General features: G+C 51.5%; 17 protein-coding genes. 11 read left to right on the top strand and 6 right to left on the bottom strand.

Annotated features, from left to right (window positions below; all coding sequences use genetic code 11):
* The 3 genes from deoD to FDX11_RS22980 all read left to right on the top strand — a co-directional run.
* Nucleotides 1-623 (top strand): purine-nucleoside phosphorylase (gene deoD, locus FDX11_RS22990; RefSeq protein WP_137398579.1); only part of this gene is annotated, 623 nt, incomplete at its 5' end.
* Nucleotides 624-661: 38 nt separating this feature from the next.
* Nucleotides 662-1,816, top strand: a complete 1,155-nt coding sequence (gene tsgA, locus FDX11_RS22985; RefSeq protein WP_042314140.1) for an MFS transporter TsgA — start codon at nucleotides 662-664, stop codon at nucleotides 1,814-1,816.
* A 95-nt stretch (nucleotides 1,817-1,911) separates the two neighbouring features.
* Nucleotides 1,912-2,748, top strand: coding sequence for an outer membrane protein OmpK (locus tag FDX11_RS22980; RefSeq protein WP_042314138.1), 837 nt, complete (start codon nucleotides 1,912-1,914; stop codon nucleotides 2,746-2,748).
* Nucleotides 2,749-2,790: 42 nt separating this feature from the next.
* Here the strand turns inward: FDX11_RS22980 and FDX11_RS22975 are convergent, their stop codons facing one another.
* The 4 genes from FDX11_RS22975 to dsbA form a co-directional block, all read right to left on the bottom strand.
* The gene (locus FDX11_RS22975; RefSeq protein ID WP_042314136.1) at nucleotides 2,791-3,477 is read right to left on the bottom strand and encodes a Crp/Fnr family transcriptional regulator; all 687 of its coding nucleotides are present in this window, start codon (nucleotides 3,475-3,477) and stop codon (nucleotides 2,791-2,793) included.
* 120 nt (nucleotides 3,478-3,597) lie between these two features.
* A complete protein-coding gene (gene cbpM, locus FDX11_RS22970; RefSeq protein ID WP_042314134.1) occupies nucleotides 3,598-3,891 on the bottom strand; it encodes a chaperone modulator CbpM in 294 nt (97 codons plus the stop codon).
* Nucleotides 3,891-4,811: a curved DNA-binding protein gene (gene cbpA, locus FDX11_RS22965; RefSeq protein WP_042314132.1), complete on the bottom strand. Its 921-nt coding sequence runs from the start codon at nucleotides 4,809-4,811 to the stop codon at nucleotides 3,891-3,893. The genes cbpM and cbpA overlap by 1 nt, the downstream gene beginning before the upstream one ends.
* Nucleotides 4,812-5,014: 203 nt before the next feature.
* Nucleotides 5,015-5,638, bottom strand: coding sequence for a thiol:disulfide interchange protein DsbA (dsbA, locus tag FDX11_RS22960; RefSeq protein ID WP_042314130.1), 624 nt, complete (start codon nucleotides 5,636-5,638; stop codon nucleotides 5,015-5,017).
* 420 nt (nucleotides 5,639-6,058) lie between these two features.
* Between dsbA and FDX11_RS22955 the strand changes: the two genes are divergently transcribed.
* The 7 genes from FDX11_RS22955 to agp all read left to right on the top strand — a co-directional run bounded on the left by FDX11_RS22955 (nucleotide 6,059) and on the right by agp (nucleotide 12,462).
* Complete coding sequence (locus FDX11_RS22955; protein WP_137349317.1) at nucleotides 6,059-6,421, top strand: copper resistance protein; 363 nt, start codon at nucleotides 6,059-6,061, stop codon at nucleotides 6,419-6,421.
* A gap of 48 nt (nucleotides 6,422-6,469) precedes the next feature.
* Entirely contained in the window at nucleotides 6,470-8,350 is a 1,881-nt protein-coding gene (locus tag FDX11_RS22950; protein WP_137398578.1) for a protein-disulfide reductase DsbD, read from the top strand.
* Nucleotides 8,347-8,970, top strand: coding sequence for a DsbA family protein (locus FDX11_RS22945; RefSeq protein WP_137398577.1), 624 nt, complete (start codon nucleotides 8,347-8,349; stop codon nucleotides 8,968-8,970). Before FDX11_RS22950 ends, FDX11_RS22945 begins: the two co-directional genes overlap by 4 nt.
* Nucleotides 8,960-9,466, top strand: coding sequence for a protein disulfide oxidoreductase (locus tag FDX11_RS22940; protein WP_079224749.1), 507 nt, complete (start codon nucleotides 8,960-8,962; stop codon nucleotides 9,464-9,466). The genes FDX11_RS22945 and FDX11_RS22940 overlap by 11 nt, the downstream gene beginning before the upstream one ends.
* A 135-nt stretch (nucleotides 9,467-9,601) precedes the next feature.
* On the top strand, nucleotides 9,602-10,357 hold the full coding sequence (locus tag FDX11_RS22935) for a sulfite exporter TauE/SafE family protein (RefSeq protein WP_137349319.1): 756 nt from the start codon (nucleotides 9,602-9,604) through the stop codon (nucleotides 10,355-10,357).
* 68 nt (nucleotides 10,358-10,425) lie between these two features.
* On the top strand, nucleotides 10,426-11,133 hold the full coding sequence (locus FDX11_RS22930) for a helix-turn-helix transcriptional regulator (protein WP_137398576.1): 708 nt from the start codon (nucleotides 10,426-10,428) through the stop codon (nucleotides 11,131-11,133).
* Nucleotides 11,134-11,220: 87 nt separating this feature from the next.
* Complete coding sequence (gene agp / locus FDX11_RS22925) at nucleotides 11,221-12,462, top strand: bifunctional glucose-1-phosphatase/inositol phosphatase (RefSeq protein ID WP_042314118.1); 1,242 nt, start codon at nucleotides 11,221-11,223, stop codon at nucleotides 12,460-12,462.
* A 38-nt stretch (nucleotides 12,463-12,500) separates the two neighbouring features.
* Here agp and FDX11_RS22920 read toward each other — a convergent pair whose 3' ends face one another.
* Together FDX11_RS22920 and wrbA are read right to left on the bottom strand one after the other, a co-directional pair.
* Entirely contained in the window at nucleotides 12,501-12,728 is a 228-nt protein-coding gene (locus tag FDX11_RS22920; RefSeq protein ID WP_038639537.1) for a YccJ family protein, read from the bottom strand.
* Nucleotides 12,729-12,748: 20 nt separating this feature from the next.
* Nucleotides 12,749-13,345 (bottom strand): NAD(P)H:quinone oxidoreductase, encoded by a 597-nt coding sequence (gene wrbA, locus FDX11_RS22915; protein WP_003036019.1) that lies wholly within the window; start codon nucleotides 13,343-13,345, stop codon nucleotides 12,749-12,751.
* Nucleotides 13,346-13,731: 386 nt separating this feature from the next.
* Here wrbA and FDX11_RS22910 point away from each other — a divergent pair, with 386 nt between their 5' ends.
* Nucleotides 13,732-13,905 (top strand): general stress protein, encoded by a 174-nt coding sequence (locus FDX11_RS22910; protein ID WP_003036022.1) that lies wholly within the window; start codon nucleotides 13,732-13,734, stop codon nucleotides 13,903-13,905.
* Nucleotides 13,906-13,998: the final 93 nt, after the last annotated feature.

The raw sequence follows: 13,998 nt of genomic DNA, 5'->3' as shown, positions 1-13,998 counted from the left end.
AGTGTCTAGATTATCTGTGGCGATTCAAAGTTACCAATGTGCGCAATATGTTGGGCTATACCGGTCTTTATTTTGGACAACCTGTTTCGGTAATGGGACACGGCATGGGCATTCCTTCAATGACGCTTTATGCCCATGAGCTGGTACATGATTTTGGCGTGCAGAGAATTATTCGCGTCGGTAGCCTGGGGGCAACTCAACATCATGTCAAAATGCGCGATATTATCCTTGCCGTCGCTGCCGGAACGGATTCCGTTACTAATTTAAAACGTAGCGCGGGCTACGCAATGGCGACGTCTGCGCATTTTCCATTATTACAGCAGGCGTGGACGTTGGCACAAAAGGCCGGAATCGATATTAAGGTCGGTAACGTCTTCAGTGGCGACCTTTATTACGATCCTGACGAAAATTTAATTCCGGCACTGGAAAAATTCGGTGTGCTGGGGGTGGATATGGAAGTAGCTGGACTGTATGCACTAGCGCATCAGTTTAGTATTGAAGCACTGGCTATTTTAACCGTATCCGATCATTGCCTGACAGGAGAAGAAACGACGGCAGAAGAACGACAGTTAACCTTTAAAAATATGATAGAGCTGGCGCTAAATACGGCCGTTACGGCTTAGCCCCGTCTTTTAATTGAACCAATCAGAGATGGCATTATATGAAGAATAAAATAGCACTTACGCTGATTAGTTTTCTGGCAAATTTTATTATGGCAGGGTTTGCCAGCCAATTCGGCATGCTGATTGAACCGATTGCAGTACGCTACAGTGCCGATGTAAATACTGTCGCCTCGATATTTTCGTTACTCAATGGCGGAGCACTAGCTGGGACCATCGCCGCCTTTTTCCTGATAGAAAAAATCGGTGTGAAGCGTATGACGCTGATTATCTATTCGATAGTGTTCCTCTGCGCGCTGGCAATGCACTTAAGCCCCGGCTTATGGCCGGTGATGGTCGCCATGACCTTAGTGGGATTCTGCGGCGGTATTGGTCTGTGCGTGGCGGGAACAATCGTGGTTTCGGTTTGGCAGGATCGCATACAGAGCACGATGCTGGTGGTTCAGGATGCCACCTTTAACGTTGCGGGCGTGGTTTTTCCGCTGATCACTACCTTTGCCCTGACGCATAATATGTCGTGGAGTTATAGCTACCTTAGCGTTGGCATAGTGGCCTTACTCACGCTGGGAGTTGTGATACTAACCCGCTTCAATGCCTGTGAAACGGCTCCTGCGGCGGATCGCACAGATGCAGTGAAATCAGAGTGGAATCCTGGGATTATCAGCGGCGGTATAGGTCTGTTTTTAGGCATGCTGGCGCTGTATACCTTCCTCACCTGGGCACCGTTATTTGTGAAGAACAAGTTTGGTATTCCATTTGAAGAGGCCGGGAATATTATTACCCAATACTGGGGGGCTGCGCTGGTCGGGGCGTTAGTATCTACCGTGATTGTTTCCCGGGTGAAGATCCATTATTTCCTGCTCAGTATTATTCTTCTGGCGTGTGTGATTACTACCATTATCGTTACGAAAGAACAGATCTCTGGGCTTGATTATCTTGCTTACAGTTATGGGTTTGTCTGTGCGGCGTTGTATAACTCCTTTATTGCTTATGGCGTTTCGTTTGTTAAGCGTGCGAGTAGTCAGAACGTTTCTTATATTTTAATTAGTGGTAGCGCCGGGGCTATGTTTAGTCCTGCGATCAGTGCTCTGATGGAAAAAACGATGGGATTGCAGAAAATAATGTATGCAATACCGGTGTTGTATTTAATTATCTTCGTCATGCTGATGGGGACACTCAAACTCAAACGTAAATAAATACAGTAATAACGCTTACCTCCTTAATTAGATAGCCAGCCGCCACACCCTTTATCGGGTGGGGCGACACACAACCTTACTCAAAGGAATTGAAAATGCTGAAGAAAAAAATATCAATGCTTAAAAAAACAGTTCTGGGTACTGTAATTGCTATCAGCTGTACGCAAGCTCTTGCGGCTGATTATACCGATGGCAATATTCGTAAAAATGATTTTAACTGGATGCAATTGAATTTAATGCAAAGTGTGGATGCGAAAGTACCGTATGGTATTCGTAATGACACCTATCTGGAACTGGAGTTCGGTGCACGTTCCGGAATTATCGATTTGTATGGTTATGTCGATTTCTTCGATATTTTAGACAGCAAGCAGGACGATCGTCACGGTGGTGATAACTTCTTCGCCAAGATATCTCCGCGGTTTTCCCTGGATGCTATTTTCAATAAAGATTTATCCGTTGGCCCATTTAACGAATTTTATATCGCGACGGTGAATAACATCGGCGATCGGGAATTGTTTGAACATTATGTCGGTTTAGGTACGGATGTTAAGGTCCCATGGTTTGGTATGGTGGGAATGAACATCTATGCCCACTATGTTCGTGAAAACTATGGCGCGGATAACGAAGGCAAGTGGGATGGTTACATGTTCTCGACCAACTGGTCGACGCCGTTCTATACCTTCGCTAACGGCAGCTATCTCAACTATCAGGGATATTTTGACTATCAGTTTGCCGCTAACAAGATTGCTAACCAGCCGCTGTATAGCAATAACGCGATTGAATGGTATAACGGAATTTACTGGCATTCAGAGCACTATGCGGTAGGTTATGGATTGAAGTATTTCCGCAATATGGCATTGATGGAAAATCACGGTGGAGCAGGGCGCACCACCGGTCTTGGGCACTACTTCAACCTCACCTATAAGTTCTGATAGCGACCCGACGGCACACCAACACTCAGAATGGTTGGTGTGTCAGTCAATGATGTCGTTACCGAGAAATTGGCGTAAACCTTCCAGATCCTTAATTTCCAGACCTTGTTTCGTACGCGTTACCAGCCCGGCATCCGTCAACGCTTTTACCGCCCGTCGATATACCCTGTCGGTCGTGCCGAATCGCTCCGCTTCCTGATATTTTTTATGAAAACCATCCATCGGTTGCTTGTTCTGATGCTGGCGATACAGGTCGTACGCTACGTTGTGTACGATTGGGTAGAGCATCCGGTGCAGGAAAATTTCTAACATATCCTGATAGTCAACGGCCATCGCGCTGGCGAAAAATATCGCCAGTCTGGGGTGTTGGTTCAGCGCCTCTTCCAGGCGTTCACAGCTGCACACTGCTACGGTCAGCGGCTCTTCGGCTACGATATCCAGTTGGCAGCGGTAACCGGTAAAAAACTCCATTTCTCCAAACAGTTGTTCATCACATTCCATTGCGCCCAGTTGAAAACGACGCCCATTCTCAGCGCTGTAGCGCAAAGAAATTCTGCCCGACTGCACCATAATCAGTCGATCAACAATTTGTCCCTGGCGATAGAGATATTCATCTTCCAGGATAATCTGAGTTTCAGAGAGCAACTCCTGGAATATTTTCTCGATTAAGGCATCATCCTGCTGCCAGATATTGTGAAAACGACCTTTAGTGAGGGGTTTAAGCTGCATGGCCTAACGTCTTATGGTTGGAGATATTTCTTATTCTGACTGTATGCCATTCGCTGAGCAATGTCATTAAGCGCGGACACTGGATCATAAAAGGGCCAGCGCGATGCTGACCCCAACGTACTACGGATGGCTGATAAAGCGAGACAGGCGCTGGCGCAACACGCGGTTTTCCTGACGCAACTGCGCGTTCTCTTCTAACAACGTCAGCGCAACGGCGATTCCCGGCCAGTCAAGCTCCAGCTCCTGGCGCAGACGCATTGCGCGTCGCATTACGGTCAGGGCATGATCGTCAAAGGTCTCGTCTTCATGGGGTTCAATCACCCCTAAGCCGACAATCTCATGCAGTTCCTCTTCTGATACACCGGTGTACAGACAAAATTCGGTAATGGTAAAGGTGACGGTGACGTTAGCCATTATGCTTTCCCCCACTCTTTGCGCGGATCAAAGGTCTTTTGTGCATCTGCCAGCTGTTGCCACAGAGCGGCGCTGGCGTCGTCAGGTTTCGGCGGCATCACGATTTTGATCACCGCGTACAAATCGCCGGTATGTTTTTTACTCACCAGACCTTTGCCCTTAATGCGTAACCGCTGCCCGGCCTGACTGCCCGCAGGGATGGTTAACAGGATGCTTTCTTTCAGCGTAGGTACGGTCACTTTCGCGCCCAAAGCGGCTTCCCACGGTGCTACGGGAACGACAACTTCCAGATCCTGATTGACGATATCAAACAGTGGGTGCGGTGCGATATGAATCACCAACCACAAATCACCGTTCGGTCCTCCGTTTTCACCAGGGGTACCCTGGCCTTTCAAACGGATACGCTGACCGTTGCCCACGCCTGCCGGGATTTTAACGTTCAGCGTTTTGGGAATTTCCCGTTCAACCATACCGAAGGCATTGTAAACCGGCAGGTTGTAACTGATAGTGCGGCTATGCTCAGTGAGCGTTTCTTCGAGGAATACGGCAACTTCAATTTCAATATCGTGTCCGCGGCTGGCATGGCGCTGTCGCGTGTGGTGTGCATGCTGACCAAAAATGGAGGAGAAAATATCGTCGAAATTTTCGGCGCTGTAGTTTTTGTTCTCTCCTTGCTGGAATTGACGGTTGAACTGAGGGTCGTTGCGGTGCTGCCACAACTGGTCGTACTCGGCGCGTCGCTGTTCATCACTCAGTACTTCCCAGGCTTCAGCGACCTCTTTGAACCGGGCTTCTGCGTCAGGCTCTTTGCTGACATCAGGATGGTATTTACGGGCGAGTCGACGATAGGCGGTCTTGATTGTCTTGAGATCGTCTGTCGGTTTCACGCCCATAATGGCGTAATAATCCTTTAATTCCATAGCGTTCTCTCGTGTAAATCAACACTTGCAGAAGGTGAACCCTGACAAAAGGTGTCACCGCTAAGTTTAGGGTAATCCTGATAACGGCGAATGCCAACCGGGAAGAAAGGATATCGTTATAAACAATGGAGTCGCACCACCAACAGCGCTTTACAAGGTTGTGGCGTCTGTTGTGTGGTGCGAATAGTCGGGTTAGCGAAATATCAGGATTTGGTGATCAGGAAGCGGACCGTATCTGCATAGTTCTGTACGAAAGAATTAAGGTCATCTGATTTCAGCCCCTTCGGATTGATCATATATTTACCGTTAATAAAAATGGCAGGCACACCTTTTAAATCTACAGCTTTAGCCATTTCCTGTTGTTTAGCGGTGAGCGATTTCACAGCAAAGCTATTCCACGCGGCATCATAATCGCTGGCGCTAACACCGGCGTTGATAAATACGTTACGAATATCGTCTGCTGTCTTAATCGTTTGTTTTTTCTGCACGGCATCAAACAACAATGGTTTCACTTTGTCCTGCACGTTCAGGAGAATTGCGACGGACCAGGCATGCGTCATGTCTTGCCCCAAAGGGCCTAAAAAGTCGACGTGATACTCGGTGAGTTTGACATCAGCAGGCAGAACTTTTTTCACGTTATCAGTCACTTTAAACACTTCATCATATTGATAGCATGAAGGGCAGTAAAACGAGAAAAACTTCAGCGCCGCCGGTGCTGTAGCGACAGGTTTCTCAAGTGAGATAAATTCTTTGCCGTCGGTAAATGTTGCGGCCTGAGCGCTAACTGTGAAAAGTAATCCAATCAGGGGTAATAAATATTTTTTCATTTCCATATACTCTAAATAACATTTATTAAACAAGTTGTTCTTGAAATGAACCGGTGTCCATTGCGTTTCGCTATAATACGATATTCACATTGCAAATGTGCTGACCCTTACTTTCATTTACGCATCAATACATGGCGGTACATTCGAGGTGTCTTGTTTTCTGCTGATGTGAAATATTATCGGGTATCCTTTATAAATAATGAATAATAACTAGCGTGACATTTTAATGGGTATTTGATTCGCAATGTTATACTGTAATAAATAATGCTGAAAATATGATTGGTAATCATTTCACGTATAGTGTGTTTATTGCGCGAGGGTGTGTATAACCTTCAAATAGCAGGACATAACTTTACAGCGCAAAGGTTGCTAAAACCTGGCGAGTGGTTAAGATAACCCGCATCAATCAGTGAGGGTAGAATGGCGAAACGTCAACGGCTGGGATGGTGGTTCCTCTGTCTGGCATGTGTTGTGGTGATGGTTTGCACCGCGCAGCGCATGGCGGGCCTGCATGCGTTGCAGATGAACACCGTTGCTCCAAACGTTGTCACAAGCGAACAAGCGCAACCTGATGAGGCTACCCCGGTTACGCCATGTGAACTGAGTGCGAAGTCGTTACTGGCTGCGCCACCGGTACTGTTTGAAGGCATTATTCTGGCGCTGTGTCTGCTGCTGTCGCTGCTGGCACCTGTGCGGGCGTTTCGTTTACCTTTTTTCCCACCGCGAGCCATCTCGCCGCCCACTCTTAGGGTACATCTCCGATTTTGCGTCTTCCGTGAATGACAGAACAGCCGTTGCTGACTGTTAGATAATTATTCACGGAGAAAAACTATGATGACTGTTTTCAGGCAGGCGCTGCTCTGTCTGTTATTACTCTGGCTGCCCGTATCCTGGGCGGCTGAACCCGGCTGGCTACGCTCACCCGATAACGATCACGCCAGTGTGCGATTACGCGCCGATACGTCAGTCGCTGGTGAAACCCGTCTGCTGCTGGATGTTAAACTGGAAGATGGCTGGAAAACCTACTGGCGTTCGCCGGGGGAGGGGGGCGTCGCGCCGTCTATCGCCTGGAAGGGCGAAATGCCCACGGTTGACTGGTTCTGGCCAACCCCTGCGCGTTTTGAGGTCGCCAATATCACCACCCAGGGGTATCACGATCGGGTGACGTTCCCGATGATGGTGCGCGGCAGATCGCCTGCCACGCTTAGCGGCGTGTTGACGCTATCCACCTGTAGCAACGTTTGCCTGTTGACGGATTTCCCTTTTTCCGTAACGCCCACCGCCGAGGATCCGACTTTTGCGCATGACTACGCTCAGGCGATGGGGCAGATCCCGCTCGCCAGTGGCCTGACTGATTCTCTTCATGCCGGAGCGCGTGCCGGAGAGCTGGTCGTTGAGGCGCAGCGCGCCGCAGGCTGGACTGCGCCTGGGCTGTATCTGGATGCCGTAGATGATGCGGATTTTGGTATGCCGCAAATCCAGGTTGACGGGGAAACGCTACGCGCCACGGTACCTGTACATGATGGCTGGGGGGAAGGCGCGCCGGATCTGCGCGGTAAGTCGGTCACGCTGGTGCTGGCTGATAACGGCGTGGCACAGGAAAGCCGTCTTGCTATTGGTGAAGCGCCAGCCAGTGATAACGCCTCACTCCCGCTGTGGCAGGTGGCGCTAATGGCGCTATTGGGCGGGTTGATTCTCAACCTGATGCCCTGCGTGTTACCGGTGCTGGGCATGAAGTTGGGTTCGATTTTACTGGTCGAGGAAAAAAGCCGCCGCCAGATTCGTCGTCAGTTCCTCGCATCGGTAGCCGGAATACTGGTCTCCTTTATGGCTCTGGCGCTATTGATGACGGTACTGCGGTTAACCAATCAGGCGCTTGGCTGGGGGATCCAGTTCCAGAATCCGTGGTTCATTGGCGTTATGGTGTTGGTGATGCTGACGTTTAGCGCCAGCCTGTTCGGGTGGTTTGAATTCCGCTTGCCTTCGGCGATGACCACCTCGCTGGCGACTCACGGCGGCAACGGTCTGTCGGGGCATTTCTGGCAAGGCGCATTTGCGACCCTGCTCGCCACGCCGTGCAGTGCCCCGTTTCTGGGAACGGCGGTGGCGGTGGCGCTGACGGCCTCATTACCGACGCTGTGGGGGCTGTTTATCGCGCTGGGTCTGGGGATGAGCCTGCCGTGGCTGCTGGTGGCCCTGCGTCCCGGTCTGGCGCTGCGCCTGCCGCGGCCGGGGAGCTGGATGAATATCCTGCGGCGTCTGCTCGGCGTGATGATGCTGGGTTCGGCTATCTGGCTTGCGACATTGCTGCTCCCGCATTTAGGGCTGGCAGGGCAAAGTAGCGCTAAAGAGAGCGTCAACTGGCAGCCGCTTAGCGAGCAGGCAATTGAAGAGGCGTTGGCGCAACACAAACGTGTGTTTATTGACGTCACAGCGGACTGGTGCATTACCTGTAAGGTAAATAAATACAACGTCTTGCATAAAGATGACGTCCAGACCGCGTTGCAACAGCCGGATGTGGTGGCGCTGCGCGGCGACTGGACGCTCCCTTCTGAAGCCATCACCGAATTTCTGAAAAAACGCGGCCAGGTTGCTGTGCCGTATAACCAAATTTATGGCCCCGGTCTGCCGGAAGGTCAGGCGTTGCCAACGTTGTTAACCCGCGATGCGGTACTGCAAACGTTGAATGATGCCAAAGGAGTCACCCCATGAAGATGATGATTGTTCTGCTGTTAACCCTGTTTTCCGTCGTCAGCGTGGCGAAAGAGCCTGCGCCATTTACCCCGGAACAGGAAAAGCAAATCGAAGCGCTTATCCAGGAAGCCCTGTTTAACGATCCCAACAGTCCACGTATTGGTGCAAAGCAGGCGAAACTGACGCTGATAAACTTTACCGATTACAACTGTCCATACTGTAAACAGCTCGATCCGATGCTGGAGAAAATTGTGCAGAAATATCCTGACGTGGCGGTGGTCATTAAACCTCTGCCATTTAAAGGGGAAAGTTCGGAACTGGCGGCGCGGATCGTGCTGACCACCTGGCATCAGTATCCGCAGCAGTTTCTGGCGCTGCATGAAAAGCTGATGCAGAAGAAGGGCTATCATACTGACGTGAGTATCAAGCAGGCCCAGGAAAAAGCGGGCGCCACTCCGGTGACGCTGGACGCGCAAAGTGCTGAAACGCTGAGTACGAATCTGCAACTGGCGCGACTGGTCGGGGTGCAAGGTACTCCTGCAACGATTATTGGCGATGAACTCATTCCCGGCGCGGTACCGTGGGAAACGCTTGAGGAAGTCGTAAAAGAAAAACTGGCGGCAGCCAATGGTCAGTAAGCTGCGCCGCTGGCTGCGCGAAGGGGTGATCTTACTGGCGTTGTTAGCCGGTGTGATGCTGCTGATGGATGCCTGGCGTGCGCCACAGCTCCCCGCCTCGTTTGACAGTACGCCTTTACAAACGCTGGATGGTGAAACCGTCACGCTGGCGGCGCTGAGTCAAAACGAGCCGGTATTGCTCTATTTCTGGGCAAGCTGGTGCGGCGTGTGTCGCTTCACGACGCCGGAAGTCGCCAGGCTACGTTCGGAAGGGGAAAACGTGATGACCATTGCGCTGCGCTCCGGTAATGAAGCCGAGGTATCCCGCTGGCTGTCGCGAAAAGGCGTGGACTTTCCGGTCATCAATGATGCAAACGGGGCCATTTCCCACAGTTGGGCAATCAGCGTCACGCCCACGCTGGTGGTGATGTCGCAAGGCCGGGTGATGTCTACAACCAGCGGCTGGACCAGCTACTGGGGCATGAAGCTTCGGCTGTGGTGGGCGAAAACGTTCTGATAATCGTGCCGGGGAAACCCGGCATTTTTTATGCTGCCGTCGCTAAAACGGGAGGACATATTTCGTTGTCTGGCGAAGTAAGCAGGGTGATTGGTGTTCAGAATAGGTCACCTTCTCTTTGCAGGAAAATGCAACATGACGAGTTCTGTAGCGTTTGGACCTTCTCTGGTAATGATGATTGCCGCGACATTTGTCCTCGCAGGCATGGTGAAAGGTGTCACCGGTATGGGGTTACCCACCGTGGCGATGGGAATCCTCGGATCGCTTATTTCGCCGGTTGCCGCAGCGGCAATGCTGCTATTACCCTCACTTATAAGTAATTTGTTCCAGTTTGGCGGCGGTGGTAATACGCGCAGATTACTCAAACGGCTGTGGCCAATGCTGTTGATGGTGGTGGTAGCGACCCTGCTTGCCAGTGCCTGGATTACCGGCGGCGACACGGCCCGTACCCAGTTTGCGCTCGGCGTAGCGCTGGTGGCTTACGCCATCTGGACGTTGGCGGGCAAGAAGATCGCGGTGGCCGCGCACCGTGAAAAACCGTACTCCCTCGTTATTGGATTCGTTACCGGCTTGCTGACCGGCGGAACCGGCGTATTTGTGATGCCTGCGGTGCCCTGGATCCAATCTCTGGGTTTTGATAAAGATGAACTGGTGCAGGCGCTGGGGATCTCTTTCACATTTTCAACGCTGGCACTGGCGCTTGGACTGTGGTGGCACAACGCGCTGCCTGCACAGTCGCTGAGCTTATCGGCGTTGGCTATTGTTCCCGCGCTGATTGGTCAGTGGATGGGGACCCGCGTACGTCGAGTTATTTCACCGCTGGTGTTTAAACGCTGTTTTCTGTTGTGTCTGCTCGGACTGGGTGTGGAGATGATGTTACGTGCGGTGTGACCCTTCGGTGACTTAAGCGCGCTTTCATGGCATCGTTAATTCAGATATTCAGGGCCAACGAGGTCACTATGGCATCGGTGATGTTAAAGGAAGAAGAGGGCGAACTGGAGTCGCGCATGGCGCTCACTGCAGCAGTCATGGCCGATAAATCGCGCTCGCGTATGCTGTGCGCGCTGATGGATGGCCGCGCCTGGACCGCGACCGAACTCAGCGCTGTCGCGGATGTATCCGCTTCAACCGCCAGCGCGCACCTGGCGCGTTTGTGCGAACAACATTTTGTGGTGGCGCTCGCTCAGGGAAGGCATCGTTATTTTCGCCTCGCAGGCACAGAGATTGCTGAGCTGCTGGAACGATTGATGGGGGTGGCGTGGGCGACATCTACCCCTCGAAAAATCACCACGCCCCTGAGCTTGCGGCATGCCCGCACCTGCTACGACCATCTCGCCGGAGAAGTGGCGGTGAGACTGTTTGATACGTTCGTTTCCCGCCAGTGGTTAACGCCGGATGGTGAAACGCTAACTGAACTCGGGCAGGAAAAGCTGACGGAAATGGGGATCGTCCTCTTTACTGGCTCAGCACGGCGGAAATTAGCCTGCGGTTGTCTGGACTGGAGTGAGCGACGTTACCATCCTGGCGGCGTGCTTGGCGCAACGCTGCTACGTTGGTTTACCGAACAAAAGTGGATTAAAACGCAGACCGGTAGTCGCCATGTCACCTTTACCCCACTAGGGATCCGCAAACTCAATAGCGAATTCGGTATTAAAACAACACGGTAGATGCCCTGTTTTGCGAAAGCGTTCCCGGAAAAATGTCCTGTTTCTGTCACACTCTGTTGTGATTGATAACAACAAGAGGTCGTAGGGATGAATAAATCGTTAATCGCCGCAGCCGTGGCAGGGGCTGTATTAGTGTCAGGCGCCGCGTACGCGCAGACCGCGCCGGAAGGCTATCAGCTTCAGCAAGTATTGATGATGAGTCGGCATAACTTACGTGCACCTTTAGCCAATAACGGCAGCGTTCTTGAGCAGTCCACGCCTAAACAATGGCCGGAATGGGATGTTCCAGGCGGGCAACTCACCACCAAAGGCGGCGTGCTGGAAGTCTATATGGGTCACTACATGCGTGAGTGGCTGGCAGAGCAAGGGATGGTGAAAACGGGCGAATGTCCGGCTCCGGACACGGTCTATACCTATGCGAATAGCCTGCAGCGTACGGTTGCTACGGCGCAGTTCTTTGTCACTGGCGCATTCCCGGGGTGTGACGTTCCAGTTCATCATCAGGAAAAAATGGGTACCATGGATCCCACCTTTAACCCGGTGATCACCGATGATTCTGCCGCCTTCAGCCAGCAGGCCGTCCAGGCGATGGAAAAAGAGCGCAGCAAAATGCAGCTCAGCGACAGCTATCAATTGCTTGAGCAAATGACCGACTACAAAGACTCGCCGTCCTGCAAAGAAAAACAGCAGTGTTCCCTGACCGACGCTAAAGATACGTTCAGCGCCAAATACCAGCAGGAGCCGGGGGTGTCAGGACCATTAAAGGTGGGGAACTCGCTGGTCGATGCTTTTACGCTGCAATATTACGAAGGTTTCCCGATGGACCAGGTTGCCTGGGGGGAAATTAAGTCCGATCAACAGTGGAAGGTGCTGTCGAAGCTGAAAAATGGCTATCAGGACAGCCTGTTCACCTCGCCGGAAGTTGCGCAGAACGTCGCCAAACCGCTGGTGAAATATATTGATAATGCGCTGGTTACCGAACGCGCGAAAGCGCCGAAAATAACCGTGCTGGTGGGGCATGACTCAAACATTGCTTCGCTGCTCACCGCGCTGGATTTCAAACCGTACCAGCTTCACGATCAGAACGAGCGTACGCCGATCGGCGGGAAGATTGTCTTCCAGCGCTGGCATGACAGCAAGGCGAATCGTGATCTGATGAAAATCGAATATGTCTATCAAAGCTCGCAGCAACTGCGTAATGCGGATGTCCTGACGCTGAAATCCCCGGCGCAGCGCGTGACCCTGGAGCTGAAAGGGTGTCCGATAGATGCGAACGGCTTTTGCCCGATCGATAAGTTCGATAGCGTGTTGAATGAGGCGGCGAAGTAAAAGAAAAACTCCCCCGTGCGAGCGGGGGAGTCAGAGCGCTAGACGTTTTTGCGTTCGATAGTCTGTTCACCCCAAAAGAGCGAATCTTTGTCTGTTTTCTCAAAGGCTTTGATGAGCACCTCATCGCTACCTTCTTCCCAAATTTTTTCCGCCAGTTTCTCGTCATAATGCGCGACTTCAAAAATGGCTTCGGCTATTTCCGGCGATGTATTGCGCAGACTTGCCCATTCACCGACGTGATGGGCTTTCGCTTCTTGAGTTGGCATTCGAATCCTCCTGTTGAAGATTAGCCGTTGAGTTTTACTGCCAGACCTGCGACATATTCACCCTGATAGCGGGCGATAGACAACTCTTCCTGACTTGGCTGACGGGAGCCGTCGCCTCCGGCGATAGTGGTTGCGCCGTAAGGCGTACCGCCGCGAACCTGTGAGACATCAAACAGCTCTTGCGCTGCGTAGCCGATAGGCACAATCACCATCCCATGGTGGGCAAGCGTCGTCCAGGTTGAGGTAATGGTTTGTTCCTGACCGCCGCCGGTCCCCGTTGAGCTGAATACGCTGGCGAGTTTGCCGTACAGCGCGCCGGAAGCCCACAGCCCGCCAGTCTGGTCGAGAAAGGTACGCATCTGGCCGGACATATTGCCAAAGCGTGTCGGGGTACCAAAAATGATGGCGTCGTAATCAGCCAGTTCTTGCGGGGTGGCGACTGGTGCATTTTGTGTTTTACCGCCCGCCTTGAGGAAAATCTCAGGCTGCATGGTTTCCGGTACACGCTTAATGATGACTTCCGCGCCGTCTACCTTATTCGCGCCTTCTGCAACTGCATGGGCCATAGTTTCAATGTGTCCGTACATGGAATAATAAAGCACCAGAACTTTTGCCATTTTACACTACTCCTCGAGTTAACCGTGTCCGTAGCGATTCGCTACCTACCTATAAAGATATGACGTACTGTCAGGAGTGCAAATTTCACAAACACTTCTTTGATTTATAACAATTTTTATAACATCCTCTTTTGTTGCAAAATGATACATATTTAACCGGGAGAAATTCGGTAGTCATAAGAAAGGCTTATTGATTTCTTGATGTTATTATTTTGGTTATGCGGCGGATCCTGTTGCAGGATATTACAGTTTGCTGGTCAACAGGCCGGTCTTCACTAAGCTTAATTCCACGTAGCGAAAACAAGGGCATCGCCCAGACGCTGCGTTGAGGTATCACTCCTCAGTACCTATGCAATATGATGTCTAATCAATGACGGAGGTCAGTAATGGCAAACCATCGAGGCGGTTCCGGTAACTTTGCGGAAGACCGCGAAAGAGCATCAGAAGCAGGTCGAAAAGGTGGCCAGCACAGCGGGGGTAACTTTAAGAATGACCCGCAACGCGCTTCAGAAGCAGGCAAGAAAGGGGGCAAAAATAGCCACGGCAACAATAAATCGTAATTATTGCATTGCCTGTTAGTTATGTCGTGACGGTCTCGTGTTTCATCTTAGCCGTTACGAAGCCACCGCCGCCGGGATCTTCCGGCGGTTTTT

This window comes from Citrobacter sp. wls714 (assembly GCF_005281025.1).
Classification (GTDB): Bacteria; Pseudomonadota; Gammaproteobacteria; order Enterobacterales; family Enterobacteriaceae; genus Citrobacter; species Citrobacter werkmanii.
Note: the sequence above shows the minus strand (reverse complement) of the source record. Positions and strands in the feature narration are given on the sequence as shown.

Coding starts and splice junctions, on each gene's coding strand:
- tsgA (WP_042314140.1), top strand. CDS start 662: ATGAAGAATAAAATAGCACTTACGCTGATTAGTTTTCTGGCAAATTTT.
- FDX11_RS22980 (WP_042314138.1), top strand. CDS start 1,912: ATGCTGAAGAAAAAAATATCAATGCTTAAAAAAACAGTTCTGGGTACT.
- FDX11_RS22975 (WP_042314136.1), bottom strand. CDS start 3,477: ATGCAGCTTAAACCCCTCACTAAAGGTCGTTTTCACAATATCTGGCAG.
- cbpM (WP_042314134.1), bottom strand. CDS start 3,891: ATGGCTAACGTCACCGTCACCTTTACCATTACCGAATTTTGTCTGTAC.
- cbpA (WP_042314132.1), bottom strand. CDS start 4,811: ATGGAATTAAAGGATTATTACGCCATTATGGGCGTGAAACCGACAGAC.
- dsbA (WP_042314130.1), bottom strand. CDS start 5,638: ATGAAAAAATATTTATTACCCCTGATTGGATTACTTTTCACAGTTAGC.
- FDX11_RS22955 (WP_137349317.1), top strand. CDS start 6,059: ATGGCGAAACGTCAACGGCTGGGATGGTGGTTCCTCTGTCTGGCATGT.
- FDX11_RS22950 (WP_137398578.1), top strand. CDS start 6,470: ATGATGACTGTTTTCAGGCAGGCGCTGCTCTGTCTGTTATTACTCTGG.
- FDX11_RS22945 (WP_137398577.1), top strand. CDS start 8,347: ATGAAGATGATGATTGTTCTGCTGTTAACCCTGTTTTCCGTCGTCAGC.
- FDX11_RS22940 (WP_079224749.1), top strand. CDS start 8,960: ATGGTCAGTAAGCTGCGCCGCTGGCTGCGCGAAGGGGTGATCTTACTG.
- FDX11_RS22935 (WP_137349319.1), top strand. CDS start 9,602: ATGACGAGTTCTGTAGCGTTTGGACCTTCTCTGGTAATGATGATTGCC.
- FDX11_RS22930 (WP_137398576.1), top strand. CDS start 10,426: ATGGCATCGGTGATGTTAAAGGAAGAAGAGGGCGAACTGGAGTCGCGC.
- agp (WP_042314118.1), top strand. CDS start 11,221: ATGAATAAATCGTTAATCGCCGCAGCCGTGGCAGGGGCTGTATTAGTG.
- FDX11_RS22920 (WP_038639537.1), bottom strand. CDS start 12,728: ATGCCAACTCAAGAAGCGAAAGCCCATCACGTCGGTGAATGGGCAAGT.
- wrbA (WP_003036019.1), bottom strand. CDS start 13,345: ATGGCAAAAGTTCTGGTGCTTTATTATTCCATGTACGGACACATTGAA.
- FDX11_RS22910 (WP_003036022.1), top strand. CDS start 13,732: ATGGCAAACCATCGAGGCGGTTCCGGTAACTTTGCGGAAGACCGCGAA.